Annotated in this window: 20 protein-coding genes; 9 read left to right on the forward strand and 11 right to left on the reverse strand. The window is 62.6% G+C overall.

What is annotated here, in order from left to right:
- Window positions 1-15 precede the first annotated feature (15 nt).
- Window positions 16-1,716 (reverse strand): glutamine--tRNA ligase/YqeY domain fusion protein, encoded by a 1,701-nt coding sequence (locus tag JFU57_RS28985; protein ID WP_078473600.1) that lies wholly within the window; start codon window positions 1,714-1,716, stop codon window positions 16-18.
- A gap of 277 nt (window positions 1,717-1,993) precedes the next feature.
- Between JFU57_RS28985 and JFU57_RS28990 the strand changes: the two genes are divergently transcribed.
- Both JFU57_RS28990 and lpxH read left to right on the forward strand, forming a co-directional pair.
- On the forward strand, window positions 1,994-2,497 hold the full coding sequence (locus JFU57_RS28990; protein WP_020296764.1) for a peptidylprolyl isomerase: 504 nt from the start codon (window positions 1,994-1,996) through the stop codon (window positions 2,495-2,497).
- Window positions 2,494-3,243, forward strand: a complete 750-nt coding sequence (lpxH, locus tag JFU57_RS28995; protein WP_201131651.1) for a UDP-2,3-diacylglucosamine diphosphatase — start codon at window positions 2,494-2,496, stop codon at window positions 3,241-3,243. The genes JFU57_RS28990 and lpxH overlap by 4 nt, the downstream gene beginning before the upstream one ends.
- A gap of 45 nt (window positions 3,244-3,288) precedes the next feature.
- Here the strand turns inward: lpxH and JFU57_RS29000 are convergent, their stop codons facing one another.
- The 7 genes from JFU57_RS29000 to JFU57_RS29030 all read right to left on the reverse strand — a co-directional run bounded on the left by JFU57_RS29000 (window position 3,289) and on the right by JFU57_RS29030 (window position 14,510).
- Complete coding sequence (locus JFU57_RS29000; protein ID WP_078473602.1) at window positions 3,289-4,818, reverse strand: DHA2 family efflux MFS transporter permease subunit; 1,530 nt, start codon at window positions 4,816-4,818, stop codon at window positions 3,289-3,291.
- A gap of 65 nt (window positions 4,819-4,883) precedes the next feature.
- Window positions 4,884-6,086: an HlyD family efflux transporter periplasmic adaptor subunit gene (locus tag JFU57_RS29005; RefSeq protein WP_078473603.1), complete on the reverse strand. Its 1,203-nt coding sequence runs from the start codon at window positions 6,084-6,086 to the stop codon at window positions 4,884-4,886.
- A 14-nt stretch (window positions 6,087-6,100) separates the two neighbouring features.
- Window positions 6,101-7,570: an efflux transporter outer membrane subunit gene (locus JFU57_RS29010; RefSeq protein ID WP_201131652.1), complete on the reverse strand. Its 1,470-nt coding sequence runs from the start codon at window positions 7,568-7,570 to the stop codon at window positions 6,101-6,103.
- Complete coding sequence (locus JFU57_RS29015) at window positions 7,567-8,040, reverse strand: MarR family winged helix-turn-helix transcriptional regulator (RefSeq protein ID WP_020296769.1); 474 nt, start codon at window positions 8,038-8,040, stop codon at window positions 7,567-7,569. The genes JFU57_RS29010 and JFU57_RS29015 overlap by 4 nt, the downstream gene beginning before the upstream one ends.
- A 358-nt stretch (window positions 8,041-8,398) precedes the next feature.
- Entirely contained in the window at window positions 8,399-12,070 is a 3,672-nt protein-coding gene (locus tag JFU57_RS29020) for a translocation/assembly module TamB domain-containing protein (protein WP_201131653.1), read from the reverse strand.
- Window positions 12,067-13,794 carry an autotransporter assembly complex protein TamA gene (locus tag JFU57_RS29025; protein ID WP_201131654.1) on the reverse strand — a complete coding sequence of 576 codons (1,728 nt, stop codon included), beginning with the start codon at window positions 13,792-13,794 and terminating at the stop codon, window positions 12,067-12,069. The genes JFU57_RS29020 and JFU57_RS29025 overlap by 4 nt, the downstream gene beginning before the upstream one ends.
- Before the next feature lie 65 nt (window positions 13,795-13,859).
- A complete protein-coding gene (locus JFU57_RS29030; protein WP_020296772.1) occupies window positions 13,860-14,510 on the reverse strand; it encodes a GNAT family N-acetyltransferase in 651 nt (216 codons plus the stop codon).
- A gap of 174 nt (window positions 14,511-14,684) precedes the next feature.
- Between JFU57_RS29030 and xthA the strand changes: the two genes are divergently transcribed.
- Window positions 14,685-15,497 carry an exodeoxyribonuclease III gene (xthA, locus tag JFU57_RS29035; protein WP_020296773.1) on the forward strand — a complete coding sequence of 271 codons (813 nt, stop codon included), beginning with the start codon at window positions 14,685-14,687 and terminating at the stop codon, window positions 15,495-15,497.
- A 59-nt stretch (window positions 15,498-15,556) separates the two neighbouring features.
- On the opposite strand, the gene JFU57_RS29040 is transcribed toward xthA, so the two are convergent.
- Window positions 15,557-15,883, reverse strand: a complete 327-nt coding sequence (locus JFU57_RS29040) for a YegP family protein (RefSeq protein WP_020296774.1) — start codon at window positions 15,881-15,883, stop codon at window positions 15,557-15,559.
- Window positions 15,884-16,136: 253 nt separating this feature from the next.
- Here JFU57_RS29040 and JFU57_RS29045 point away from each other — a divergent pair, with 253 nt between their 5' ends.
- A complete protein-coding gene (locus JFU57_RS29045) occupies window positions 16,137-17,519 on the forward strand; it encodes a substrate-binding domain-containing protein (RefSeq protein WP_078473607.1) in 1,383 nt (460 codons plus the stop codon).
- Window positions 17,520-17,571: 52 nt separating this feature from the next.
- Here JFU57_RS29045 and JFU57_RS29050 read toward each other — a convergent pair whose 3' ends face one another.
- Entirely contained in the window at window positions 17,572-18,801 is a 1,230-nt protein-coding gene (locus tag JFU57_RS29050) for an acyl-CoA dehydrogenase (RefSeq protein WP_020296776.1), read from the reverse strand.
- 179 nt (window positions 18,802-18,980) lie between these two features.
- Between JFU57_RS29050 and JFU57_RS29055 the strand changes: the two genes are divergently transcribed.
- From JFU57_RS29055 to JFU57_RS29065, 3 genes are all read left to right on the forward strand, one after another.
- Window positions 18,981-19,916, forward strand: a complete 936-nt coding sequence (locus tag JFU57_RS29055) for a LysR family transcriptional regulator (RefSeq protein ID WP_020296777.1) — start codon at window positions 18,981-18,983, stop codon at window positions 19,914-19,916.
- 115 nt (window positions 19,917-20,031) lie between these two features.
- The gene (locus JFU57_RS29060) at window positions 20,032-20,436 is read left to right on the forward strand and encodes a MerR family transcriptional regulator (protein ID WP_020296778.1); all 405 of its coding nucleotides are present in this window, start codon (window positions 20,032-20,034) and stop codon (window positions 20,434-20,436) included.
- A gap of 73 nt (window positions 20,437-20,509) precedes the next feature.
- On the forward strand, window positions 20,510-21,409 hold the full coding sequence (locus tag JFU57_RS29065) for a hydroxymethylglutaryl-CoA lyase (protein WP_201131655.1): 900 nt from the start codon (window positions 20,510-20,512) through the stop codon (window positions 21,407-21,409).
- Between the two features lie 638 nt (window positions 21,410-22,047).
- On the opposite strand, the gene JFU57_RS29070 is transcribed toward JFU57_RS29065, so the two are convergent.
- Window positions 22,048-23,742 carry an AMP-binding protein gene (locus JFU57_RS29070; RefSeq protein ID WP_201131656.1) on the reverse strand — a complete coding sequence of 565 codons (1,695 nt, stop codon included), beginning with the start codon at window positions 23,740-23,742 and terminating at the stop codon, window positions 22,048-22,050.
- A 258-nt stretch (window positions 23,743-24,000) separates the two neighbouring features.
- On the opposite strand from JFU57_RS29070, the gene JFU57_RS29075 reads away from it, so the two are divergent.
- Both JFU57_RS29075 and JFU57_RS29080 read left to right on the forward strand, forming a co-directional pair.
- Window positions 24,001-25,164 (forward strand): isovaleryl-CoA dehydrogenase, encoded by a 1,164-nt coding sequence (locus JFU57_RS29075; RefSeq protein ID WP_078473610.1) that lies wholly within the window; start codon window positions 24,001-24,003, stop codon window positions 25,162-25,164.
- Window positions 25,165-25,270: 106 nt separating this feature from the next.
- Window positions 25,271-26,875, forward strand: coding sequence for a carboxyl transferase domain-containing protein (locus JFU57_RS29080; RefSeq protein WP_201131657.1), 1,605 nt, complete (start codon window positions 25,271-25,273; stop codon window positions 26,873-26,875).
- The last annotated feature ends 9 nt before the right edge of the window (window positions 26,876-26,884 follow it).

The raw sequence follows: 26,884 nt of genomic DNA on the forward strand, positions 1-26,884 counted from the left end.
AATTCCTTGACTGAATCACTGGCCCCAGGAGTCGCGCAGGGTCACGGTACGGTTGAATACCGGCTGACCAGGTTTCGAGTCCTTGATATCCGCGCAGAAGTAACCTTCGCGCTCGAACTGGAAACGGTCTTCCGGCTGTGCGTTGCCCAGCGAGGGTTCGGCACGACAACCAGTGAGCACTTGCAGGGAGTCAGGGTTGATGTTGTCCAGGAAACTGGCGCTGTCCTCGGCCTTCTCCGGGTTCGGAGAACGGAACAGGCGATCGTACAGGCGCACTTCGCACTCGACGCTGGCGGCAGCCGGCACCCAGTGCACCACGCCCTTGACCTTGCGGCCTTCAGGGTTCTTGCCCAGGGTTTCAGGATCGTAGGAGCAGCGCAGTTCGACGATGTTGCCCTCGGCGTCCTTGATCGCTTCATCGGCACGGATCACGTAGCTGCCGCGCAGGCGCACTTCGCCGTTGGGCTCCAGGCGCTTGTAGCCTTTTGGCGGCTCTTCCATGAAGTCGTCACGGTCGATGTAGATCTCACGCGCGAACGGTAGCTTGCGCACGCCCAGCTCTTCTTTCTGTGGGTGACGCGGCAGTTCGAGGTCTTCGACCTGGCCTTCCGGGTAGTTGGTGATCACGACTTTCAACGGACGCAGCACGCACATGGCGCGCGGGGCGTTGGCGTCGAGGTCCTGACGGATGCTGAACTCGAGCATGCCGTAATCGACCACACCGTCCGAGCGGTTGGTGCCGACCATCTCGCAGAAATTGCGAATCGACGCCGGGGTATAGCCGCGGCGACGGAAGCCCGACAGGGTCGACATGCGCGGGTCGTCCCAACCATGGACGTGCTTCTCGTCCACCAGTTGCTTGAGCTTGCGCTTGCTGGTGATGGTGTAGTTCAGGTTCAGGCGGCTGAACTCGTACTGGCGCGGGTTGGCCGGCACCGGCAGGTTCTCCAGGAACCACTCGTACAGCGGACGATGGCTTTCGAACTCCAGGGTGCAGATCGAGTGGGTGATGCCTTCGATGGCGTCCGACTGACCGTGGGTGAAGTCGTAGTTGGGGTAGATGCACCACTTGTCACCGGTCTGGTGGTGATGGGCGTGGCGGATGCGATACATGATCGGGTCGCGCAGGTTCATGTTCGGCGAGGCCATGTCGATCTTGGCCCGCAGCACCCGTGCACCGTCCGGGAACTCGCCGGCGCGCATGCGGTTGAACCAGTCGAGGTTTTCTTCGACGCTGCGCTCGCGGAACGGGCTGTTCTTGCCCGGCTCGGTCAGGCTGCCACGGTATTCCTTGGCTTGATCCGGGCTCAGGTCGTCGACATAGGCCTTGCCGGCCTTGATCAGCTCCACCGCCCAGTCGAACAACTGGTCGAAGTACTTCGAGGCATAGCGCACTTCACCGGACCATTGGAAACCTAGCCACTTGATGTCGCTTTCAATGGCGTCGATGTATTCCTGGTCTTCCTTGGCCGGGTTGGTGTCGTCGAAGCGCAGGTGAGTCACGCCGCCGAATTCCTGGGCCAGGCCGAAGTTCACACAGATCGACTTGGCGTGGCCGATGTGCAGGTAACCGTTGGGCTCAGGCGGGAAGCGGGTCACGATCTGCGTGTGCTTACCCGAGTCCAGGTCCGCCTGGATGATCGGGCGCAGGAAGTTGACCGGTACGGCCGGTCCAGTCTTGGAATTCGAGGTAGGGTCGACAGTGGGCTTGCTCATAGGATCCTTGAACGTACAAGTGCGCGGCCGGGTGCGGCCTGATCAATCAAAAACGGACACTATAGCCGATGCGGCCAAGCGCCTGACAGCGCCGCTTGGAAAACTGCGGCTATTAATGCAACTCAAATGAAAAAACAGCCTCGAATTTCGTGCGCCTCACGCTAAACTGCGCACCGTGGCTGATATCAGCCCGTACGGTTCGGGGCCCGCAGGCCCTATCAGCGCCCCGAAACCCACGAATTCCTTGAACCACGCACTACTTGAAAGAGTACCGATCATGACCCAAGTCAAACTGACCACCAACCACGGCGACATCGTGCTGGAACTGAACGCCGAGAAAGCCCCGGTCACCGTGGCCAACTTCATCGAATACGTTAAGGCCGGCCACTACGAAAACACCGTGTTCCACCGTGTCATCGGCAACTTCATGATCCAGGGCGGCGGTTTCGAGCCAGGCATGAAAGAAAAGAAAGACAAGCGCGCCAGCATCCAGAACGAAGCCGACAACGGCCTTTCCAACGACAAGTACACCGTGGCCATGGCTCGCACCATGGAGCCGCATTCGGCCTCCGCACAGTTCTTCATCAACGTCGCCGACAACAGCTTCCTCAACCACAGCGGCAAGACCACCCAGGGCTGGGGCTACGCAGTCTTCGGCAAAGTGGTTGAAGGCAGCGACGTGGTCGACAAGATCAAGGGCGTCTCCACCACCATGAAAGGCGGCCACCAGGACGTACCAGCAGACGACGTGATCATCGAGAAAGCCGAGATCATTGAGTGATATTGCTGATTTCAGATTTGCATCTGGAACAGGAGCGCCCGGACATCACCCGGGCGTTTCTGGATTTACTCGGCGGACGTGCCCGCGAGGCACAGGCGCTGTACATCCTCGGTGACTTCTTCGAGGTGTGGGTCGGCGACGACGCCATGAGCCCCTACCAGCTTTCCATTTGCCAGGCGCTGCGGGAATTGAGCGACAGCGGTACGCAGATTTTCCTGATGCATGGCAATCGCGACTTCATGCTCGGCAAGGCCTTCTGCAAGGCGGCCGGCGCCACCCTGCTCAAGGACCCGAGCGTGGTCGACTTCTACGGTGAGCCGGTGCTGTTGATGCACGGTGACAGCCTCTGCACCCGCGACGAAGCCTACATGCGCATGCGCCGCTACCTGCGCAACCCGCTCACCCTGTGGATTCTGCGGCACTTGCCGTTGCGCACCCGGCACACGCTGGCGCGCAAGCTGCGCAACGAAAGCCGCGCGCAAACCCGGATGAAAGCCAACGACATCGTCGATGTGACACCCGAAGAAGTACCGCGGGTGATGCAGGCGTTTGGCGTCCACACCCTGGTCCACGGCCATACCCACCGCCCTGCCATCCACAAGCTGCAACTGGGCGAGCAGGCGGCCAAGCGCATCGTGCTGGGGGATTGGGATCGTCAGGGGTGGGCCTTGCAGGTCGACGAGCAGGGTTTCCAACTGGCCGCGTTCGATTTCGTACCGACTCAGCTGGCCCTTCCCAGCCAGTAAGCCCCCTGTGGTGAAAGAGCGTGCTCCATCACCACAGGTTGCGCCTCAGTGGCCGCCTGAAGCCGGACCGGCCTTGGCCGCAAACGGCGGTTTGGCCAGCCAGACCAGCAGAATCAACCCCATGAACACCCAGCCCAACAGGGTGAAATAGTCGACGGTCGACAGCATGTAGGCCTGGCTGGTCAGCACCTGGTCCAATTGCGCATAGGCCTTGGTGCCGGCCCCGCCGAGGTTGTTCAGGGCCTCGCGGGTTGCAGGGTCGAAGGTGCTGATGCTCTCGCTCATATAGGCGTGGTGCTGGTCGGCCCGGCGGATCCAGATCCAGGTAGTGAGCGACGCCGCGAAGCTGCCGCCCAGGGTCCGCAGGAAGGTCGCCAACCCCGCGCCGTCGGCAATCTGGTGCGGTGGCAGGTCCGACATCAGGATGCTCAGGGTCGGCATGAAGAACAGCGCCACCCCGATCCCCATAAACAGCTGCACCAGGGCGATGTGCTGGAAGTCCACTTCACTGGTGAACCCGGCGCGCATGAAGCAGCTCAGGCCAATCGCCAGGAACGCCAGCCCGGCCAGCAACCGCAGGTCGAACTTGTGGGCGTACTTGCCGACAAAAGGCGACATCAGCACCGGCAGGATACCGATCGGCGCCACCGCCAGCCCGGCCCAGGTGGCGGTGTAGCCCATCTGGGTCTGCAACCACTGCGGCAGGATCAGGTTGATGCCGAAGAACCCGGCATAACCGCCCACCAGCACAATGGTGCCGATGCGAAAGTTGCGATAGGCGAACAGCCGCAGGTTGACCACCGGGTGGCGGTCGGTCATTTCCCAGATCACGAACACCGCCAGGGCAATCACCGAAATCAGCGTGCCGATGATGATGAAGTTGGACTCGAACCAATCCAGGTCGTTGCCCTTGTCCAGCACCACCTGCAGCGCGCCGACGCCGACGATCAGGCTCAGCAGGCCGATGTAGTCCATCGGCTGGCGACTGGTAACCACCGGTCGCGCCTTCAGTTGCTGCTTGACCACCCAGGCGGCAAACAGGCCGATCGGCACGTTGATAAAGAAGATCCACGGCCAACTGTAACTGTCGGTGATCCAGCCGCCGAGGATCGGCCCGGCAATCGGCGCGACCACCGTGACCATCGCCAACAGTGCCAGGGCCATCCCCCTTTTGGCCGGCGGATAGACCGCGATCAACAGGGTCTGGGTCATCGGGTACAACGGCCCCGCCACCACCCCCTGCAACACGCGAAAGCCCACCAGCTCGGGCATCGAGGTGGAAATACCGCACAGAAACGAGGCCAGCACAAACAGAATGGTGGCCCAGATAAACAGCTTCACCTCGCCGAAACGCCGGCTCAACCAGCCGGTCAGCGGCAAGGCAATGGCGTTGCTCACGGCAAACGAGGTGATGACCCAGGTGCCCTGCTCGGAACTCACCCCCAGGTTGCCGGAAATGGTCGGCAAGGCCACGTTGGCGATGGTGGTGTCGAGCACCTGCATGAAAGTCGCCAGGGACAGGCCGATGGTGCTGAGCAGCAGGCTGGGCGGCGTGAAAGACGCGTTATTGCTCATCGCGAATCCTTTGGAACGAGGCTGGCGCCGCGACCCTCAAGGGCCGCGACTGGCGGATTGGCGGATCAGCGCTGCGCGGTCTTGCCGATGGCAGCGCTGTTGTCGTGGATCAGGCGCGCGATCATGGCGTCGGCTTCGCCCAACTGGCGGTCGTAGACGTTGGTGCTGAACGAGGCTTTTTGCGGGGGTTGCTGGGCCAGTACCGGGCCGCTCTGGTCATGCAGATTGACGTTGACCAGGGTCGACAGGCCGACCCGCAGTGGGTGCTGCGCCAGCTCTTCGGCATTGATGTGGATGCGCACAGGCACTCGCTGCACGATCTTGATCCAGTTACCGGTGGCGTTCTGCGCCGGGAGCAAGGCAAAGGCACTGCCGGTGCCGGCCCCCAGGCTGTCGATGGTGCCGCTGTATTTGACGTCGCTGCCGTAGAGGTCGGCTTCGATATCCACCGGCTGGCCGATGCGCATGTCACGCAGCTGGGTTTCCTTGAAGTTGGCGTCGATCCACAGCTGATTCAGCGGGATGACCGCCATCAACGCGGTGCCGGGCTGGACCCGCTGCCCCAGTTGCACAGTGCGCTTGGCCACATAACCGGTGACCGGTGCAATCAGCGTGCTGCGGGCGTTGGTCAGGTAGGCCTGGCGCAACTGGGCGGCGGCGGACTGCACGTCCGGGTGCGACGAAACCACGGTGTCGTCCACCAGGGCATTGGTGGTGTTGAGTTGTTGCTGGGCGTTGGCCAGGGCGTTTTGCGCCGAGGTCAGGTCATCCCGGGCGTGGGACAGCTCTTCCTGGGAAATCGCCCCGCTGGCGGCCAGGTTTTTCCGGCGATTGAAGTTGTCCTGGGCTTTTTGCACCTCGGCTTTCTGCGCCGCCACCTGGGCTTTCATGCCGTCGACATTGCTGTACAAACCACGCACCTGACGCACAGTGCGAGCCAGGTTGGCCTGGGCGCTTTGCAGCCCGACCTGGGCATCGTTGGGGTCGAAGTTGATCAGCACCTGGCCTTCATGCACCAGGTCGCCATCGTCGGCACCGATGCTGACCACGGTGCCGGTCACCAGCGGCGTGATTTCCACCACGTTGCCGTTGACGTAGGCGTCGTCGGTGCTTTCATTCCAGCGCCCGTACAGCTCGTGCCAGGCGAAAACGCCGATGCCGCCGAGGATCACAATCAGCGCCAGGATCAGCAGCATGATTTTGCGCTTGCGCGGATTGCTCGTGTCCGGGGTGTTTTCGGATGTTTGGTTAGTCTCGGCAGTGGCCATGACAAGTCCTCGAATTATTTAGTCTGCGTGGCGGGGGTCGGGGTGGCCGAAGCCAGGTTGCCGGCCTCGAAGCCGCCCCCCAACGCCTGCATCAATTGAATCGACAGGTCGATCTGCTCGGCATTCAGGGTCGCCAGCTGACGCTGGGCCTGCAGCAATTGCTGCTCGATGCTGAGCACGTCCAGGTAGTTGCCGATGCCGGAACCGAAACGCTGGACCACGGTGTTGTAGGACTCCTGGGCAATATCGGTGGCATGCTGCTGCGCGGCGATCTGCCGGCCGATATCGCGCAACTGGGAAATGCTGTCGCTGACATCCCCCAGGGCAGTCACCAGGCTTTTGTTGTACTGGGCCACCGCCAGGTCGTAGTCGGCATCCCGCGCGTCGAGGTCGGCGCGCAAGCGGCCGCCGTCGAAAATCGGCAGCGAAATCGTCGGCGCAATGTTGAAGAAACGGCTGGCGGAACCGAACATCGCATCCCCCAGCAAGGCCTGGGTACCGGCGGCGGCACTGAGGTTGAGGTTGGGGTAGAAGCGGGTCTTGCCGGCGTCGATGCTCCTGCCTGCGGCCTCTACCCGCCAGCGGGCGGCGATCAGGTCCGGGCGACGGCCCAGCAGCTCGGCGGGCAAAGTGGAGGGCAAGGCCACGGCGCTGGCCTGCAAGACCTTGGGCCGGGCGATTTCATTGCCCCGGTCCGGGCCTTTGCCGAGCAGCACGGCCAGGGCGATCTTGGCGCTTTGCAGTTTTTTCTCGGCATCGATCAGGGTGGCCTGGGAACTGGCCTCGAGGCTTTCGGTCTGCTGGTACTGATACTGGCTGTCGATGCCGGAGCTGAGGCGCTTCTGGCTCAGGTCGAGCATCTGTCGGGTGCGCTTGAGGTCGTCATTGGCCAGGTCGTGGACAATGTGCGCCTGGCCCAGGTCGCTGTAGGCCCGTGCCACGTCGGCGGCCAATGTCAGTTGCGCGGCCTGGCGGTCGATTTCTGCAGCGCGAGCCTGACCCAGCGCGGCTTCCCAGGTGGCACGCTGGCCGCCCCAGAGGTCGAAGTTGTAATTGAAATTCAGCCCCAGGCTGCGCACCGTGCTGTAGGTGCCGCCCTGCCCGCTCGGGTCCTGGTCGCGGGCCAGGCGCGAACGGCTGACACTGCCGCTGGCATCCAGGGTCGGCATGCGCGAAGCATCGGCGGCATAGGCCGCGGCGCTGGCCTGATGGGCCCGGGCGCTGGCGATCTGCATATCCGGGCTGTCATGCAGGGCTTCCTGGATCAGGCCGTCGAGCTGTGGGTCGCCCAGGCTTTTCCACCAGTCATTCTTTGGCCAGGCCGCTGGCGACAGGGTCACACCCGTGAGGGACTGCCCGGCCTTGAGGCTCTTGGCATCAAGGCTCACGCCTTCGGTATCGAGGCCGCTGTAGCTGGCACAGCCGGCCATGCTCATGGCCAGCAGCACCAGGCTGACGCGGTTACGCAAGGTTTTACTGCTCATTTATCACCTACCCGCAACACGGTGATCGGGTCACCGGCTGCCAGCAAAATTTTCTTGAGGATCTGTTCCAGGGTTTCCAGCTCTTGCGGGCTGATGGCGCCCGCCAGTTGATTCATGGCCTGCGCGCCGATGTGGGGCAAACGGTCCGCGAGTTTCTGGCCTTCTTCGGTGAGCACCAGTTGCACCTGGCGCCGATCGCCTTCGGAACGCCGACGGGCGAGGAAATCCTTCTGCTCCAGGCGGTCGAGCATGCGCGTCATCGATCCGCTGTCCAGGGACAGGTGGCGGCACAGCTCGGCCGGGGTGTCGACGCCGAACTGGGCCATGATGATCAGCACCTTGAACTGCGCCGCCGTGATGCCGTGGGGCTCCATATGGGTGTCGATGATCCGGTCCTTGAGCAACGCAGCGCGCCCGAGCAGAAGGCCCAGGTGGCAGTTTTGGAAGTTGTCCGGCGTGTAATGTTTCATCTGACCACCCATTAGCTGCCTAGGCAGGGAAAGTATGTCGAGATGTTACTGCCTAGGCAGCGAATGTCAAAGCAATAATTAGCATGCTTTGTATTTGGCTGGATAAACGGCATCGGGCGCGGTGTTGGCCGCTGCGAGGGGTCAGGTATTCAGGAGATGTCCGTGAGGCCTGTAGCCGCTGCCGAGCCTGCGAGGCTGCGCTGGCCCGATCAGGCGCCGTGGGGGTGTCAGGTGTTCGGACGGTGACCGTAAGGGATAGCGTCCCAACGCGGCCCGAGCCTGCGGCAGCGGCTACAAACCTTTACCGCGAGGCTGCGCTGGCCCCTCAGGCACCACGGAGGCAGCAGCTACCGCTGCCTCAAAAATCGCGCTTATAGAAAATATCCAGGGAACTGGCCACGCCACTGGCCGCTTCCAGGTACACCTTTTTGCTCAACTTGTAGCGCAAGGCGATGGTGTTGGCCGGTTCGAACACGCCGACGCCGTAGCGCAGGCTGAGTTTCTCCGAGATATTGCCGCTGGCGACCACCGCCGTGTTGGTGCCGCTGCCCTGGGTGTCGAGCTGGAAGTCCTGGATCCCGAGGTTTTTCGCCAGGCTGCCGGTGAAGTTGGAACTGCCCATCAACCCCAGCCCCAGCGCCGCCTGGGCCAGCATGTTGTTGTCCTCGCCGGTGGAACTCAGCGGCCGCCCCAGCACCAGGTAGGACAGCGCCTGCTCCTGGCTCATGGCCGGTTCGGAGAAGATCTGCGTCACCGGCTGTTCGGCGCTGCCGCTCAGGCGGATCCCGGCGATCACGTCGTCGGTCTGGCGGATCGCTTCAATGTCCAGGTACGGCTGATCGATGGGCCCGGCGAACAACAGCCGCGCGCGACGCACGGTCAGGCGCTGGCCATAGGCCCGGTAGCGCCCGTCGTTGAGCCACAACTCACCACGGGTGTCCATGTTGTCACCGATATGCACATGCCCCTGCAGGTTGGCGGTCAGGCCGAAACCGGCAAAGCTGAGCTTGTCTTCGCCCACCACCACATCGACGTCCATCGCCATGGCCATCGGCGGTTTACCCTCGGCGGTCTGCTGCCCGATGATCACCGTGTCGTCCGAAACCTTGACCGTCGACGGCGGCAACTCGCGCACCTTGATCTCGCCCTTGGGCACATGGACCTTGCCGGCAATCGCCAGTTTGTCGCCCTGCATGGAGATTTTCAGGTCCGGCGCCACTTCCAGCACCGCGTAGGGCTCGACGGTTACCGGCAACTGCGAGCCCTTGAGATTCAGGTCCACCGCCAGCGCCTGACCCCAGGCGACTGTGCCAGTGAGGCTGCCCTGCCCGGCCTTGCCGCTTTTCCAGGCGCCATTGAGTTGCACGCTCTCACCGGCGATCTGCGCCTGCAGTTGCAAATCCTCAAGACTGATCGGCAGCTCGGAACCGGAAACCTCGCCACCACTGAGCGTCAGGTTGCCATTGACCTGAGGCGCCAACAGCCCGCCCGACAGGCGTCCGCTGCCATTGAGGTTGCCCGCCAGCTTCTCGACCATCGGCACAAACGGCCGCGCCACCGCCAGGTCCAGGCCGCTCAAGCGGAAGTCCCCGGACAGCGCCTTGTTTTTCGCCAGGGGATTGATCTGCGCCTGCACCAGCAACTCGCCAAGCTTGCCACCGGCGAACTCAAGCCGGGTGTCGATGCGCTTGGGGTTGAGCGTGGTGTTGAGTTTCAGGGCCTGGTACGGGAAGTCCAGCCACTGATCCTTTTCTTTGATGCGCAAGGTGCCACCGCTGGCGTCCACCAGGATCTGGCCTTTGGGCCCGCTGGCGGGCACGTCCAGTTGCAGGTCGGCATTGAGCTGACCCTTCCAGGCAAAATCCTTGGGCAGCCACTGCGCGAGGCTGTCGAGGGGGAATTGCTTGAGGTGATAGCGCAGCTTGGGCTCAGGCATCAGGCGTTGATCTTCGCCGCACAGGCTGGCCGCGCCGGAAGCCCAGCAATGGGCGCCGAAGTTGAGCTTGCCGTCGGCCAGGTACTCCAGTTTCGCCGGGGCTTGCAGCTTCCAGTCCTGGCCACCGCTCTGGATCTCGCCGCTGGCCAGGCGTCCGCGCCAGTTGCCTTGATTAAGGACGCCATCCAGACCCAAGGCCAGTTTCAGCAGCGGGCCTTGCAGGTCCAGTTGCAGCGTCTGGTTCTTGATATCGCCCTGGCCGGCCAGGGTCAGAGTGCCCAGCTGGGTATCTCCGACCTGGATCCCGCTGCCCTTGAGGTCGAGGCGGGCCTTTTGCGCGCTGTCGAGCTTCGCGGCAACCACCAGGCTTTGCAGGCGGTTATCGACAAACGCCAACTGCTGGCCTTGCAGGTCGAGCTTGCCCTGGGGCGCATTCAAGGTCCCGGCCAGGTCGAGGCGACCATTGGCCTGGCCGCGCAACTGCGGCCACAGCTGGCCCAGGCGCGGCAGCTTGATATCCAATTGCCCGGCAAGTTTCTGCTGCAGGCTGCCGGAGCCATTGATGCGGTTATCCCCCAGGCGGATATCGAGGGTGCTCAGAGTCCACTGCTGCCCCTGGCCATCGGCCTTGGCCTGCAACACCGCAGGTTGGCCACGCAGCTTGCCCTTGAGGTCGAGGTCGGCATTGAGCTTGAGCTGTTCGTTCTTCAATTGCCCCTGGCTGCGCAACGGACCCGCGAGCGTGCCCGGCAGCTCCGCCAGCCAGTACGCCGGGTTGATCGCCGACAACTGCAGCGCCGTGTCCCAGGCGATGCCGTCGGCAAATTGCAGTTTCAGGTGGCCCTCGGCCTTGCCCTGCCCGGCCGCCAGCTTGAATTCAGGGAGAAAGATCTGGGTCAGGTCACCACTGAACGGGCTGCCGAGGCTGAAGGCACCGGCCGGCCCATCGAGGTCGCCCTGGAAGTTGCCCAGGTAATGGCCGTCGCGGTACGACACTTCGGCATTGAAGGTGCGCACCGCCACCGCGGGCTCGTCGATCACCGGGTACAGGCGATGCCAGGGGAAATCCAGCCAGGCGACCTTGCCCTCGGCGCTGAAGCCTTCACTCCAATCCAGTGCGCCGGTCAACTTGAGGCTTTGCTTGTCGTTGGCGGTCAGGTCCAGGGCGGCGATCTGCGCACCGTTGGCGTCAACCTTGCCGGTCAGCGCCAGGGCCACCGGGCCCTGCTCGGCCGGCAGGCTGGCGCTGCCCTGCAATTGATAGCCGTGTTTCAGGTCGCCCTGGCCGGTCAGCAGCAACTGATTGAGCATCAGGGTATCCGGCAGCTCGGCGCTGGCCTTGAAAGCATCGGCAGTAATACGTACCTGGGCCGGCAGGTTCTCCACCAGCGGTTGCAGTTCGCCGCTGAGCTGGCCCTGCAAATAACCGCTGCTGTCGGCGTGCAAGGTCAGGGTCTTGAGCAGGTCGCCTTCGACCTTCAGCGCCAACGCCCAGGGCTCATTGCCCGGCGCCGGCAGGGTCAAGTTGCCGCTGGCCTGCAGGGGCCAGTTGCCGCTGGGGTGCAGCAGCCCAGACAGGTTCAGGCTCAGGTCGTCGCGCTGCAGCTGCAGTGAGTCGATCTGCAAGCCCTGGGCGGTCCATTGCGCGGCCAGTTGCAGGCCTTTGAGTTGCTCGCTGCCGTTAAACAGCAGGTTGCCGACCCGCACCTGACCCAGCTCGATCGCCAGCGGCAATTGCAGGTCCGGCAGGCTGATGGGGCCGCTGCTGTCGTCGCTGCCCGGGGGGAATTGCAGACTGACCTGCTCCACATCCAACTGCTCGATGCACAGGGTCATGCGCAGCAGGCACGATGGCGACCAGGCAAACTTCGGCGCCACCAGCTCGACCCGGCTGCTGCCTTGCTCCCACAGCAGGTGATCGGCGCTCCACTGGCCAGCCAACTGCCCGGCAAAATTTTCCACGCTCAAGCCCGGTACCCGGCCCAGGGCCCAGCGACTGCCGGCCTGAGTACCTACTAGCAAGGCCACACTCACCACCAGCAGCAACAGCAGCGCCACCATTGCCAGCAGCGTTATTTTCAAACCACGCTTCACAGCTCCGGCCCCATGGAAAAGTGCAATCGAATACCACCGTCATCATTCAGCGCGTGGGCCAGGTCGAGGCGAATCGGCCCCACCGGTGACACCCAGCGCACGCCAAGGCCGACCCCGGTCTTGAGGTTCGGCAGTTCGAGCTTATTGAAGGAGTTGCCCTGGTCGACGAAGGTCGCGATGCGCCACTTCTCGGCAATCGAATACTGATACTCGACACTGCCGGCCACCATGTAGCGCCCACCGATACGGTCGCCGTCGGAGTTTTCCGGGGACAGGCTCTGATAGTCATAACCGCGCACACTTTGGTCGCCACCGGCGAAGAAGCGCAGGGACGGCGGGATCGATTTATAACCGTTGGTGGCACTGCCACCGAACTGCACCCGCCCCAGGAAGCGGTGGTTATCCCAGACCGTGGTCAGCCCCTTGAGCAGCACCGTGCCGTACAGCAGGTTGGTGTCGGAGGCCAGGCCTTCCTTGGCCAGCTTGGTGTCGAATTGCAGGCGATAGCCGTTGTGCGGATCGATGCGGTTGTCACTGCGCAGGTAGGAATACGTCAGCCCGGGCATCAGCAGGTTGCTCAGGCCCGAGTCATCGCCCAGGCGATATTCTTCGCGCTGCCATTTCAACGACACCACGCGCTGCCAACCACTGGGCAGCTTGCTGTGCCATTCAGGGCCGATGGTCAGCAGTTTGCTGAGGGTGTCGGTGTTGGCGATTTCTTCATTCTGATAGCCACCGGCAAAACGCAGTTTGTCGGTGAGCGGTGGATCCAGCGGGATGTCATACCACAGCCCGACGTTCTGCCGGGGCGCCGAAACCTCGGCCTCCCAGCCATAGCTGTGGCCCTGCGGGTTGACCCAGTGCCGGGTCCAGTTGGCCTTGGCCCGAGGCCCGACGTCGGTGGAAAAACCCAGGCCCAGGCCCATGGTCCGGGGCTTGCGGGTTTCCAGCTGGACCGCCACCGGGATCACGTCGTTGGCCGCTGCCGTGGGCGCCGCGTCGACCCGCACGCCCTCGAAATAGCCACTCGATTGCAGCGCCTGGTTGAGTTCGGCAATCAGCTCGGAGTCATAGGGTGCGCCGGCCTTGAACGGCACCATGCGCTGCAGCAGCTCTTCATCGAACGGCGCATCGCCGGCGAAGCTGACCTTACCCAACGCATAGCGCGGGCCGCTGTCGTACACCAGTTCGATATCCGCGACCCCTGCCTGGGGATCGACCGCCAGCCGCTGCCGGGTGAAACGCCCACTGAAAAAGCCATAGCGCGAGGCCTGATTCTGAATCAGGCGCTTCGCATCTTCGTAGTAACCGTGGTTGAGCACGGCCCCGGTTTTGAGCTGGTCGCTCTTGGGCACTCGGAAAGCCTTGAGGCTGGCCGCCGGGCCTTCGATACGCACGATGACGTCGCGCAGGTGCACGGGTTCGCCGGGGTCGATATTCAATACCAGACGTGGCTTTTCGCCACCTTTGACGTCGCTGCTGATCTGCGGCTGATAGTAGCCAAGGGCCTGGGCGGCCTTGCGCGCCTGCTCCTCGGCGCCGCGACTGAAGCGCAGCAAGGCCTCTTCGTCACGGTCTCCGACACCGCCAATGTAGCCCTCCACATTGGCCTTCAACTCGTCATTGGCCGGCTTGACCCTGACATCCAGTTCGCTTTGCGCCAGCGCCGCACAGCTTGTAAACAGCAGCAACAGGCTGCTGGTGATTCTTCCAGGAAACTTCATAGGCGCGGATGCTATCACGAGCTTGGGAGCGTGATAGAACCCACAGCCCCCGGAAAAGTTCTATCTCAAGCTGTTGCGCTGTGTAACACCTGGGGATTGGCGTGAAAAAAAACGTGCTCGCGAATCGGCCCCACAGCGATTTCGCCGATCTCTTCATAACCCTGGCGCTTGTAGAACTCCAGGTAGCGTGGGTTGCCGGTATCGAGCACCACGCCCTGGGAGTTTTCGTCCACCGCGCACCAGTTGTGCACGGCGGTCAGCAGTTGCTCGCCAAAGTGCTGGCCCTGGAATTGCGGGTGAATCCCCAGCAGCGGCAACACGTGCACAGCGTCGCTGGGCAAACAGGCGCTGACTGCTGCGTGGTAGTCCAGGTAACGCCGGGTGCAGCGAAAGCCGGTGCTCAGCACCATGCGCAGGCGCCAGGCCCAGCTTTCGGTGATCCCCAGCCGGCGCTGGGGCGGTGCGATCAGGGCAATGCCGATCAAGCGGTCGTTGACCAGCAGGCCGATGGCTGGCAGATCCTGCAGAAAATGCTGTTTGACCAGTTCCCGTACCGTGGCCCGCACGCGCTGCTCATACCCCGGGCGCTCGGACTCGAACAGAAAACCGAAGGTCGGTTCATGCCGGTAGGCCTGGTACAACAGCGAACGCGCCTCCCGCGAGTAGCCGCTGTCGAGCATGTGGATATCGGCGATGGCAGTGGATGTTTCAGGCATTGCGGTTGACTCCCCTGGACCCGGCTCAAATGGCCGCGCTCTTGTTGTTACGAGCCTTTTCGTCCGGTGATCGTTCCCCGGTCCAAGGACATTAGCAGCGCATCCGGGCTGCCGCCACGCTGGTGGCGCTGCGACTTGTCGGCTAGCATCGCTGTTTTGCCAGGACCGCCGACCATGAAAATCGTCTCGTTCAACATCAACGGGCTACGTGCCCGCCCTCATCAGCTGGCGGCGCTGATCGAGAAACACCAGCCGGATGTCATCGGCCTGCAGGAAACCAAAGTCTCGGACGAGCAGTTCCCCCTGGCTGATGTCCAGGCCCTGGGTTACCACGTGCATTATCACGGGCAGAAAGGCCATTACGGTGTGGCGCTGCTTTCGCGCCAGGCGCCCCTGAGCCTGCACAAGGGGTTCGAAGGCGATGACGAAGAGGCCCAGCGGCGTTTTATCTGGGGCACCTTCGCCGACGCCGATGGCACCCCGGTGACCATCATGAACGGCTACTTCCCCCAGGGCGAAAGCCGCGACCATCCGACCAAATTCCCGGCCAAGCAGCGTTTCTACAACGACTTGCAACAGCTGCTGGAAAGCCGCTTCAGCAACGACCAGCCCTTGATCGTCATGGGCGATGTGAACATATCGCCGGAAGACTGCGACATCGGCATCGGCCCGGAGAACATGAAGCGCTGGTTGAAAACCGGCAAGTGCAGCTTCCTGCCGGAAGAGCGCGAGTGGATGGCGCGCCTGAAGAACTGGGGCCTGGTGGACAGCTTCCGTCACCTCAACCCGGAGGTCAGCGACCGCTTCAGCTGGTTCGACTACCGCAGCCGCGGCTTTGAGGATGATCCCAAGCGCGGCCTGCGCATCGACCTGATCATGGCGTCCAACGGACTGCTGCCACGGGTCAAGGATGCCGGGGTCGACTACGAATTGCGCGGCATGGAAAAACCCTCCGACCATGCGCCGATCTGGCTCGAACTGAGCTGATTCACCGGCTTTCGCCCAGGCACAAAAAAGCCCATCGCAAGATGGGCTTTTTCATGAGGTCAGCGCAGCTCGATATGCGGGGTGGTGCCAGCGGCCATGATGGCTTCGATGGCGATCTCGCGGGTCGGCTCCGAATCATAGAGGTGGCTGGCGATGATCACCTCCTGGCCGGCCTTGAGCTTGAAGTACGACTTGCCGCCCTGGGAAATCTTGCGCACATAGCGCTCGGCAGATGCGCAATGACGACGAAACAACGCAATGGCTGCTTCGGCAGTGTCTCGACACGGGTAGCGGTTGCTTTGCAGCAGGGTCTTGGCTTCCTTGGACTTCAACAGGAATCTGCATTCGCCACTGTCATACTGCTTCAGCTCGAACCAGGCACTCATTTCCAACTCCTTTGAACAACGAAATAGCAGCAACATGCTGCTGGGGAGCCTGTCGGGGATGCAGGCTTCGCAGCGCTTCCAATCCCCGCCAGACAAAGTTTTCGACTCTATCCATCCCCCCAAGGAAGGTCTTTAGGACATATCTGAAAGTCCGTCGGATCCTTCCCGAAACATCAGCCGCCGGCTGTCACATCCGCGTCACCTCCCTGACTTAATCTCGCCGCAACTCCCCTCCATAGAAGGCCGGTAGCGCATGCCCCGCGTGTTGACAGTCAGTGAACGAGATATCTGGTGCCGGACCCTCAGCATGTTGCTGATCGGTTTTGCCTGCTACGCCCTGCCCTGGTCGGTGTTCGCCGCCCTGCCGCTGGGCAGCGACAACAGCAGCGTGCTGCGTATCCAGGGCTCCAACACCATTGGCGCCAAACTCGGCCCGGCCCTGGTCAAGGGCTTGCTGGAGGAACAAGGGCTGCACAAGGTGCGGATCGAAGCCACGGGCAAGGACAACGAGCAGCGGGTGGTGGGCCAGACCAGCCAGGGCCGGCCCGTGCGGGTTGACGTCGCCGCCCACGGTTCCAGTACCGGTTTTGCCGCCCTGAAAAATGCCAGCGCCGACCTCGCCGCCGCCTCACGCGCCATCAAAGACAGCGAACTGGTGGAGCTGGAAACCCTGGGCGACTTGAAAAGCCCGGGCGCCGAGCAGGTGATCGCCATCGACGGCCTGGCAATCATCCTCAACCCCCACAACCCGCTGACCCAATTGAACACCGAGCAACTGGCGCGTGTGTTCAGTGGCGAGGTCAAGACCTGGGAAGAATTGGGGGGCGTCGGCGGCGCCATTCATTTATATGCCCGCGATGATCAATCCGGGACCTACGACACCTTCAAGGAGCTGGTACTCAGCCGGCGCGGCAAGGCCCTGGGCAGCGCCGCCAAACGCTTCGAGTCCAGCGAGCAATTGTCCGATGCGGTCAGCCAGGATCCCCAGGGCATCGGCTTTATCGGCCTGCCCTACGTGCGCCAGGCCAAGGCCGTGGCCATCGTCGACGGCGAGTCGCAGGCCATGCAGCCGCTCAACAGCCTGATCGCCACCGAGGACTACCCACTGTCGCGGCGCCTGTATTTTTACCTACCGCCCAATGGCCACAACCCCTGGGCCACGGCGCTGGTGGACTTCGCTCAAAGCGCCAGGGGCCAGGCCATCGTCGCCGCCAATGGTTTTGTCGCGCAGACGGTGCAAGCCATGAGCGTGACGGCCAGCCCGCAGATGCCCGAGGGTTACCAGGCCATCGCGCGCCAGGCGCAACGGCTGACGGTCAACTTTCGCTTCGAGGAAGGCAGCGCCAGCCTGGACAACAAGGCACGCCAGGACCTGAACCGGGTGCTGGACTTTCTCAAGCAGCACGCCAAGCTCGATCGGCAGGTGACACTGGTGGGGTTTGGCGATGCCAAGAGCGATACCGCCCGCGCCGCGCTGCTGTCCAAGCTGCGGGCCATGGCAGTGCGCCGGGAACTGGTGAAAAGCGGAGTGGTACTGCGCGAAATCCAGGGATATGGCGCGCAGATGCCGGTGGCCGCCAACACGGCGGACGAGGGCCGGATCAAGAATCGCCGGGTTGAAGTCTGGGTCTACTGAGGGCGGCAACCCGGCAGCGCGAGGCCAAACCAGCCCCGCGATGCCTGAGCGGTCAGTGGCTGCTGCGCAGCATCTCCTTGGGCACGTATTTGCCGATTTCAAACTTGCCGATCGCGGCGCGGTGCACTTCGTCCGGGCCGTCGGCCAGGCGCAGGGTGCGCTGCATGGCATACATATAGGCCAGCGGGAAATCATTGGAGACCCCGGCCCCACCGTGGATCTGGATCGCCCGGTCGATCACCTTCAACGCTACGTTCGGCGCCACCACCTTGATTTGGGCGATTTCGCTTTTCGCCACCTTGTTGCCGACGGTGTCCATCATGTACGCCGCCTTGAGGGTCAGCAGGCGCGCCATGTCGATCTCCATCCGCGAATCGGCGATCTTGTCGATATTGCCCCCCAGGCGTGCCAGGGGTTTGCCGAACGCGGTGCGGCTTACCGCACGCTTGCACATCAGTTCCAGGGCGCGCTCGGCCATGCCGATCGAACGCATGCAGTGGTGGATGCGCCCCGGGCCCAGGCGACCCTGGGCGATCTCGAAGCCCCGGCCTTCACCCAGCAACACGTTCTCGTAAGGCACCCGCACATTGTCGAACAGCACTTCGGCGTGGCCGTGAGGCGCATCGTCGTAGCCGAACACCGGCAGCGGCCGCACGATCTTCACCCCCGGGGCATCCACCGGCACCAGGATCATCGAGTGCTGCTGGTGACGCGGCGCGTCCGGGTTGCTCAGGCCCATGAAGATCAGGATCTTGCAGCGCGGGTCGCAGGCACCCGAAGTCCACCACTTCTTGCCGTTGATCACCCACTCGTCGCCATCACGCACGGCACGGGCGGCCATATTGGTGGCGTCGGACGAGGCCACATCCGGCTCGGTCATGGCAAAGGCCGAACGAATCTCGCCGCGCAGCAGTGGCTCAAGCCAGCGTTGCTTCTGTTCTTCGTTGGCGTAGCGCACCAGCACTTCCATGTTGCCGGTGTCCGGCGCCGAGCAGTTGAAGGGCTCGGGGCCCAGCAGCGAGCGGCCCATGATTTCCGCCAGGGGCGCATATTCAAGGTTGGTCAGGCCGGCGCCGAGTTCCGACTCGGGCAGAAACAGGTTCCACAAGCCCTCGGCCTTGGCCTTGCGCTTGAGCTCTTCCATGATCGCGGTCGGCTGCCAGCGGTCACCTTCGGCGACCTGGCGTTCGAACACCGCTTCAGCCGGGTAGACGTAAGCGTCCATGAACGCGGTGACGCGCTCACGCAGTTCCTGAACCTTGGGGGAGTAAGCGAAATCCATGGGCAGCTACCTTCTTGAGGGAGGTGGTTGAGGGCATGGAATCGATGCTAGAACAGCTTACGAAAATTTACCTAGCCTATTCTCGGCGTGTATTAACATTCATCACCGATATATGATCGGCTGATCGGCAAGGCCCACCGGCCCTATCAGGACGCCCCCAACAATAAGAGTGCAGCGCCATGAATCTGAGCAAGGTCGACCTCAACCTCTTTATCGTTTTCGACGCGATCTACACCGAAGCCAACCTCACCCGCGCCGGGCAAATCGTCGGCATCACCCAACCGGCGGTGTCCAACGCCCTGGCCCGCCTGCGCGAGACCTTCAACGACCCGTTGTTCGTGCGTACTGCCCAGGGCATGGTGCCGACGCCGATGGCGCAGAACATCATCGGCCCGGTGCGCAACGCCCTGTCGCTGCTGCGGGTGTCGGTCCAGGAAAGCCGCATCTTCAACCCGTTGCAGGCGGTCAAGACCTACCGCATCAGCATGACCGACCTCACCGAGGCGGTGATCCTGCCCCCGCTGTTCCAACGCCTGCGGCGCCTGGCGCCGACGGTGATCATCGAAAGCTTCCTGTCCAAGCGCCGGGAAACCACCAAGGAACTGGCCGCCGGCCGCCTGGATTTCGCGGTCGACGCCCCGCTCAACACCGACCCCCAGGTGCGCCACGTCAAGCTGATGGAAGACCGCTACGTGTGCGCCATGCGCAAGGGCCACCCCATGGCCGGCAAGGAAAAACTCAGCCTCGATGACTACCTGTCACTGACCCATATTCATATTTCCAGCCGTCGCAGTGGCCTGGGTCATGTCGACCTGGCACTGGGCAAGATGGGGATCCAGCGCAAGATCGCCCTGCGCTCCCAGCATTACCTGATGGCCTCCCAGGTGCTGCAGCAGACCGACATGGTCATGACCGTGCCGGAACGCTTTGCCCGGCGCCATGAACTGCACGCCTTCAATCTGCCGGTCAATGACGTGCCACCGGTGGAAACCCACCTCTACTGGCACGAAAGCACCGACCAGGACCCGGCCAACCGCTGGATGCGCGAGCAGATGATCGAGCTGTGCCAGCAGGTCACCGCCCACGAGAAGAAGCTGGACAAGCAGGCGGTCTGAGGGACGCAGCGGCTTTTTCGGCGGCAGGCCTGGCACGCCTGCCGGCGAGAAGTCTGCTTGACGTATACGTCAACCAGGAATTAGCTTAGCGCCAAGACTTTTCTTGAGCGCCTCCATGAGCAGCCAGACCTACAGCATCTCCGACCTCGCCCGCGAGCTCGACATCACCACCCGGGCGATCCGTTTCTATGAAGAACAAGGCCTGCTGGCCCCCGAGCGTCGGGGCCAGGAACGCATCTATTCGCCCCGGGACAAAGTCAGCCTGAAGCTGATCTTGCGCGGCAAGCGCATCGGCTTTTCCCTGGCCGAATGCCGCGAGCTGATCGAACTCTACGACCCCAGCAGCGGCAATCAGAAACAACTGCACAGCATGCTGGCGAAAATCGCCGAACGCCGCGACCAGCTGGAACAGCAACTGCTGGATATCGAACAGATGAAACTGGAGCTCGATACCGCCGAGGAGCGCTGCATCCAGGCCCTGGAGCAAACCATCGAGAACCAGAAGAACGCCGTCCAGTAACAGGCCCTTCGACCCGCCCCAGCGCAACGGCCCCCCGCGGCCCTACGCCATCCCTTATAAAAGGTGCACCTGAATGTCACTCCCAAGCCATGTACGCCTGATTGAAGTCGGCCCTCGCGACGGCCTGCAAAACGAAGCCCAGCCCATCAGCGTCGAGGCCAAGGTGCAGTTGGTGGACGCCCTGACCGCCGCCGGCGTCGGCTATATAGAAGTCGGCAGTTTCGTCTCGCCCAAATGGGTGCCGCAAATGGCCGGCTCGGCCGAAGTCTTTGCCCAGATCCAGCGCAAGTCGGGCGTGATCTACGGGGCCCTGGCGCCCAACCTGCGCGGATTTGAAGACGCCCTGGCGGCGGGGGTCAAAGAGGTGGCGGTGTTCGCGGCGGCCTCTGAAGCGTTTTCCCAACGCAATATCAATTGCTCCATCAGCGAGAGCCTGGAACGCTTCGTGCCCATCATGGACGCCGCCAAACAGCACGGCGTGAGTGTGCGCGGTTACGTGTCCTGCGTGCTCGGCTGCCCTTATGAAGGCGATGTGGCACCCGAGCAAGTGGCCCTGGTGGCCCGCGAGCTGTACGCCATGGGCTGCTACGAAGTGTCCTTGGGGGACACCATCGGCACCGGTACCGCTGGGGCTACCCGCCGGATGTTCGACGTGGTGGGCGCCGATGTACCGCGCGACAAGCTCGCCGGGCACTTCCACGACACCTACGGCCAGGCCATGGCCAACATCTACGCCAGCCTGCTTGAAGGCATCGCGGTGTTCGACAGCTCGATCGCCGGCCTCGGCGGCTGCCCCTACGCCAAGGGCGCCAGCGGCAACGTCGCCAGCGAAGACGTGCTGTACCTGCTCAATGGCCTGGGCATCGAGACCGGCATCGACATGGAGCGCCTGATCCTGGCGGGGGAACAGATCTGCACCGTGCTCGGTCGCGCCAGTGGCTCCCGCGTGGCCCGGGCGCGTAACGCCGGTTGAGGGGCACGGTGTTACCGGCCCCGATGGAGTGGGGCCGAAACGAGTAACACGGAAACAGTTTGTCGAATTTCCAGCGGCACAGTTCGCGCAACAAAATCTCAAGCCATTGATTTTAAATAGATTTAAAAAGTTGGCACGGCTTCTGCTATCTCTATTGCATAACAAGAATAAAAAGCAGCAAACCTAATAAAAATAAGACGTAACGACTCTGACATAACAAAAACAACACGGCAGAGACGCAGCTAACAGATTTTTTTGGAGAAGGTGTGCTTTTCAGGGTGCTCTCAGGAGTAACCCACAACCGGGCAGAGAACAATAAAACTACCTTCAGGTAGCTCCCGAACTGGTTGGATCGCTTGGCGAGAAAGTAGATCAGCGCTCAAAAAAATACGTTTGCTCTTGACCCCGGATGGGGGTCGCCAAAAACAGCAGTACGGGTAACGGTTACCAAAAACAACAACAGACCGCCCCGCAATAATAAAAAAAGAGCACGCAACGACAAATTAAAGGGGAGCTTCGGCTCCCCTTTGTGCTTTCCGCCATTGTGCTTTTTGCACCCTTCCCCCCTGGCATACCTGACTGACCCGCGCTGCGCGCCGGCACCCGCGATAAAACCTTGCAGATGCCGGCCCCCGCTCTCATGGCCGCTCGCGCAACTCCTCGATGCTGATTTCACGCATGCGAAACTTCTGGATCTTGCCGGTCACGGTCATGGGGAACTCTTCGACGAACTTGAAGTAACGCGGCGTCTTGAAGTGCGCAATGCGCTCCTTGCACCAGGTTTGCAACTCCAGCTCATTGGCAGTATGGCCAGGGTGGAATTTGATCCAGGCCACAATCTCTTCGCCGTATCTGTCGCATGGAATGCCGATCACCTGCACATCGGCCACCGCCGGGTGGGTGAAGAAGAACTCTTCCAGCTCCCGCGGGTAAATATTCTCGCCGCCGCGAATGATCATGTCCTTGTTGCGCCCGGCAATGCACACATAACCCTGCTCGCTCATGGTCGCCAGGTCGCCGGTGTGCATCCAGCCTGCCGGGTCGATGGCTTCGGCGGTGCCCTGGGGGTTGTTCCAGTAGCCGAGCATCACGCTGTAGCCACGGGTGCACAGTTCGCCGATGGTGCCACGAGGCACGAGGTTCCCGGCCTCGTCGATGATTTTGCTTTCCAGTTGCGGCTGGGTGCGCCCGACCGTGGTCACCCGCAGTTCCAGCTCATCGGCCGGGCCGGTCTGCAACGACACCGGGCTGGTTTCGGTCATGCCATAGGCGATCTGCACCTCACTCATGTGCATTTCACTGATCACCCGGCGCATCACTTCAATCGGACAAGTGGCCCCGGCCATGATCCCGGTACGCAGGCTCGACAGGTCGAATTCGGCGCGGCGCGGCTGGTCGAGCATGGCGATAAACATGGTCGGCACTCCATACAACCCGGTGGCGCGCTCTTCGGCCACGGTGGCCAGGGTCAGCAACGGGTCGAAGGCATCGTTGGGATAGATCATGGTGGTGCCATGGGTGATGCAACCGAGGTTGCCCATGACCATGCCGAAGCAGTGGTACAGCGGCACCGGTATGACCAGGCGATCCTCGTGGGTCAGCCCCAGGCTTTCACCGACCATGTAACCGTTATTGAGGATGTTGTAGTGGCTCAGGGTCGCCCCCTTGGGGAAACCGGTGGTGCCGGAGGTGTACTGGATGTTCACCGCCTGGTCGAAATCCAGGCTGCGTTGCCGCTCCTGCAATTGCTCGGCACTCACGCCCGCGCCCAGCGCCTCCAGTTGCGACCAGGGCAGAAAGCCCGAAGGCGGCTGCGCATCGAGGCTGATGACCCCACGCAGGTCCGGCAGCCGCTCACTCTGCAGGCGGCCGATGGACTGCTCGGCCAACTCCGGCACCAGCCCCTGAAGCATGGCGTGGTAGTCGGAGCTTTTGAACGCCCCCGCGCACACCAGCCACTGGCAGCCGGATTGCTTGAGCACGTATTCCAGTTCGGAACTGCGGTAGGCCGGGTTGATGTTGACCAGGATCGCACCGATCTTGGCGCTGGCGAATTGGCTGATGCACCACTGCGCGCAGTTGGGGGCCCAGATGCCGAGGCGGTCCCCGGTCTTCAGGCCCAGCGCCAGCAACGCCCGAGCATGCAGGTCGACGGCGGTGGCCAATTGTTGCCAGGTGTAGCGCAGTTGCTGATGTCGCACGACCAGCGCTTCTCCCTGGGGATAGCGCGCTACGGTGTTATCGAACGCCTGACCGATGGTCAGCGCCAGCAAGGCCTTGTCTTGCGATCCACGGCTGTAGCTATGGCTCGGTTGGGAACCTGGTTGATCCATGATGACCCCTATTGTCTTTATTAGTGGGTATACCGGAGCGAAACATCGGTGTGAGAACCTGCCCACGATTTGCGGGTGAACAGGTTCTCAAGGAGGCTGGCTCCAATTGAAAACGCTGCTACTCTGGCTCAAGTTGACGTTTACGTAAAGGGTGATTGACAGCCACTGATCGCAAGTTTACGTTAACGTAAAGGTGAGAGCACATCCGCCCCGCTCTCTCACGCCCATCCTCAATAAAAACAAGCTTGAAGGTGCCCCATGAGCTATCCGACCCTGAACTTTGCCCTTGGCGAAACCATCGACATGCTTCGCCACCAGGTCCAGGCCTTCGTCAAGGCCGAGCTGGCGCCACGAGCGGCACAGATCGACGTCGATAACCTGTTCCCTGCCGACATGTGGCGCAAATTCGGCGACATGGGGCTGCTGGGTATCACCGTCGCCGAAGAATACGGTGGCGCCGGCCTGGGGTACCTGGCCCACGTGGTGGCCATGGAAGAAATCAGCCGGGGTTCGGCCTCCGTGGCCCTGTCCTACGGCGCCCACTCCAACCTCTGCGTGAACCAGATCAATCGCAACGGCAACCACGAACAGAAAACCAAGTACCTGCCCAAACTGATCAGCGGCGAACACGTCGGCGCCCTGGCCATGAGCGAGCCCAACGCCGGTTCCGACGTGGTCTCGATGAAGCTGCGCGCCGACAAGCGCGGCGACCGCTATGTGCTCAACGGCAGCAAGACCTGGATCACCAATGGTCCCGACGCCAACACCTATGTGATCTACGCCAAGACCGACCTGGAAAAGGGCGCCCACGGCATCACCGCGTTCATTGTCGAGCGTGACTGGAAAGGCTTCAGCCGCAGCAACAAGTTCGACAAGCTCGGCATGCGCGGCTCCAACACCTGCGAACTGTTTTTCGATGATGTCGAAGTGCCGGAAGAAAACATCCTCGGCGCCCTCAACGGTGGCGTCAAAGTGCTGATGAGCGGCCTGGACTACGAGCGCGTGGTGCTCTCCGGCGGCCCGACCGGGATCATGCAGGCCTGCATGGACCTGGTGGTGCCCTACATCCACGACCGCAAGCAATTCGGCAAAAGCATCGGCGAGTTCCAGCTGATCCAGGGCAAGGTCGCCGACATGTACACCCAACTCAACGCCAGCCGTGCCTACCTGTACGCGGTTGCCCAGGCCTGCGAGCGCGGCGAAACCACGCGCAAGGATGCCGCCGGGGTGATCCTCTACAGCGCCGAGCGCGCGACCCAGATGGCCCTCGACGCGATCCAGATCCTGGGCGGCAACGGCTACATCAACGAATTCCCGGCAGGCCGTCTGCTGCGTGACGCCAAGCTCTATGAAATCGGCGCCGGCACCAGCGAAATCCGTCGCATGCTGATCGGCCGCGAGCTGTTCAACGAAACGAAGTAGGAGCAGCGGCGAGCGACACGCCTCAAGCGGCAAGCGAGAGCTGCCTTAACATCGACTTACTCTTGCAGCTTGAAGCCTGTCGCTTGAAGCTGCCGTAGGCCCTCCTATGATTCTGAAGTCTCAGCTCCACCCAAAATCCCCCGAGTTCGCGCAGAACGCCGCCAGCATGCTGGCCCAGGTCGACGCGCTGCACACCCTGCTCGCCCAGGTCCAGCAAGGCGGCGGCGCCAAGGCCCAGGAACGTCACACCTCACGCGGCAAGTTGCTGCCCCGCGAGCGGATCAACCGCCTGCTCGACCCCGGCTCGCCATTTCTGGAAATCAGCCCGCTGGCGGCCTACGAGGTGTACGGCGAAGACGTGCCGGCTGCCGGAGTCATCGCCGGCATCGGGCGGGTGGAAGGAGTCGAATGCATGATCGTGGCCAACGATGCCACGGTAAAAGGCGGCTCCTACTACCCCCTGACCGTGAAAAAGCACTTGCGGGCGCAGACCATCGCCCAGCAGAACCGCCTGCCCTGCATCTACCTGGTGGACTCCGGCGGCGCCAACCTGCCACGTCAGGACGAGGTGTTTCCGGACCGCGAGCACTTCGGGCGGATCTTCTTCAACCAGGCCAACATGAGTGCCCAGGGCATCGCCCAGATCGCCGTGGTCATGGGTTCCTGCACTGCTGGTGGGGCCTATGTGCCGGCCATGGCGGACGAAGCCATCATGGTCCGCGAACAGGCGACCATCTTCCTCGCCGGCCCACCCCTGGTCAAAGCCGCCACCGGTGAAGTGGTCAGCGCCGAGGACCTGGGCGGGGCCGATGTGCACTGCAAGATCTCCGGGGTCGCCGACCATTACGCCGACAGCGATGAACACGCCCTGGCCCTGGCCCGACGCAGCGTGGCCAACCTCAACTGGCGCAAACAGGGCGAGGTGCAGCAACGCACCCCCATCGCCCCGCTGTTTGCCAGCGACGAGCTGTACGGGGTAATCCCGGCGGACGCCAAGCAACCCTTCGATGTGCGCGAAGTGATCGCGCGCCTGGTGGACGGCTCGGTGTTCGATGAGTTCAAGGCGCTGTTTGGCACCACCCTAGTCTGCGGTTTCGCGCACCTGCATGGCTACCCGATCGCGATCCTGGCCAATAACGGGATCCTGTTCGCCGAAGCCGCGCAAAAAGGCGCGCACTTTATCGAGCTGGCCTGCCAGCGCGGCATTCCCCTGCTGTTTCTGCAGAACATCACCGGTTTCATGGTCGGCCAGAAGTACGAAGCCGGCGGTATCGCCAAGCACGGCGCCAAGCTGGTGACCGCCGTGGCGTGCGCCAAGGTGCCGAAGTTCACGGTGATCATCGGCGGCAGTTTCGGCGCGGGTAACTACGGCATGTGCGGCCGCGCCTACGACCCGCGCTTTTTGTGGATGTGGCCCAACGCCCGCATCGGCGTGATGGGCGCCGAGCAGGCAGCCGGGGTCCTGGTGCAGGTCAAGCGCGAGCAGGCCGAACGCAGCGGCCAGGCGTTCAGCGCCGCCCAGGAAGCCGAGATCAAGCAACCGATCCTCGATCAGTACGAGCACCAGGGCCACCCCTACTACTCCAGCGCACGGCTGTGGGACGACGGCGTCATCGACCCGGCGCAGACCCGCGACGTGCTGGCCCTGGCGCTGTCCGCCTCCCTCAACGCCCCCATCGAACAGAGCCGCTTCGGCGTGTTCCGCATGTGACCCGGAGCG

Origin of the sequence: Pseudomonas sp. TH07 (assembly GCF_016651285.1) — a bacterium.
Lineage (GTDB): Bacteria > Pseudomonadota > Gammaproteobacteria > Pseudomonadales > Pseudomonadaceae > Aquipseudomonas.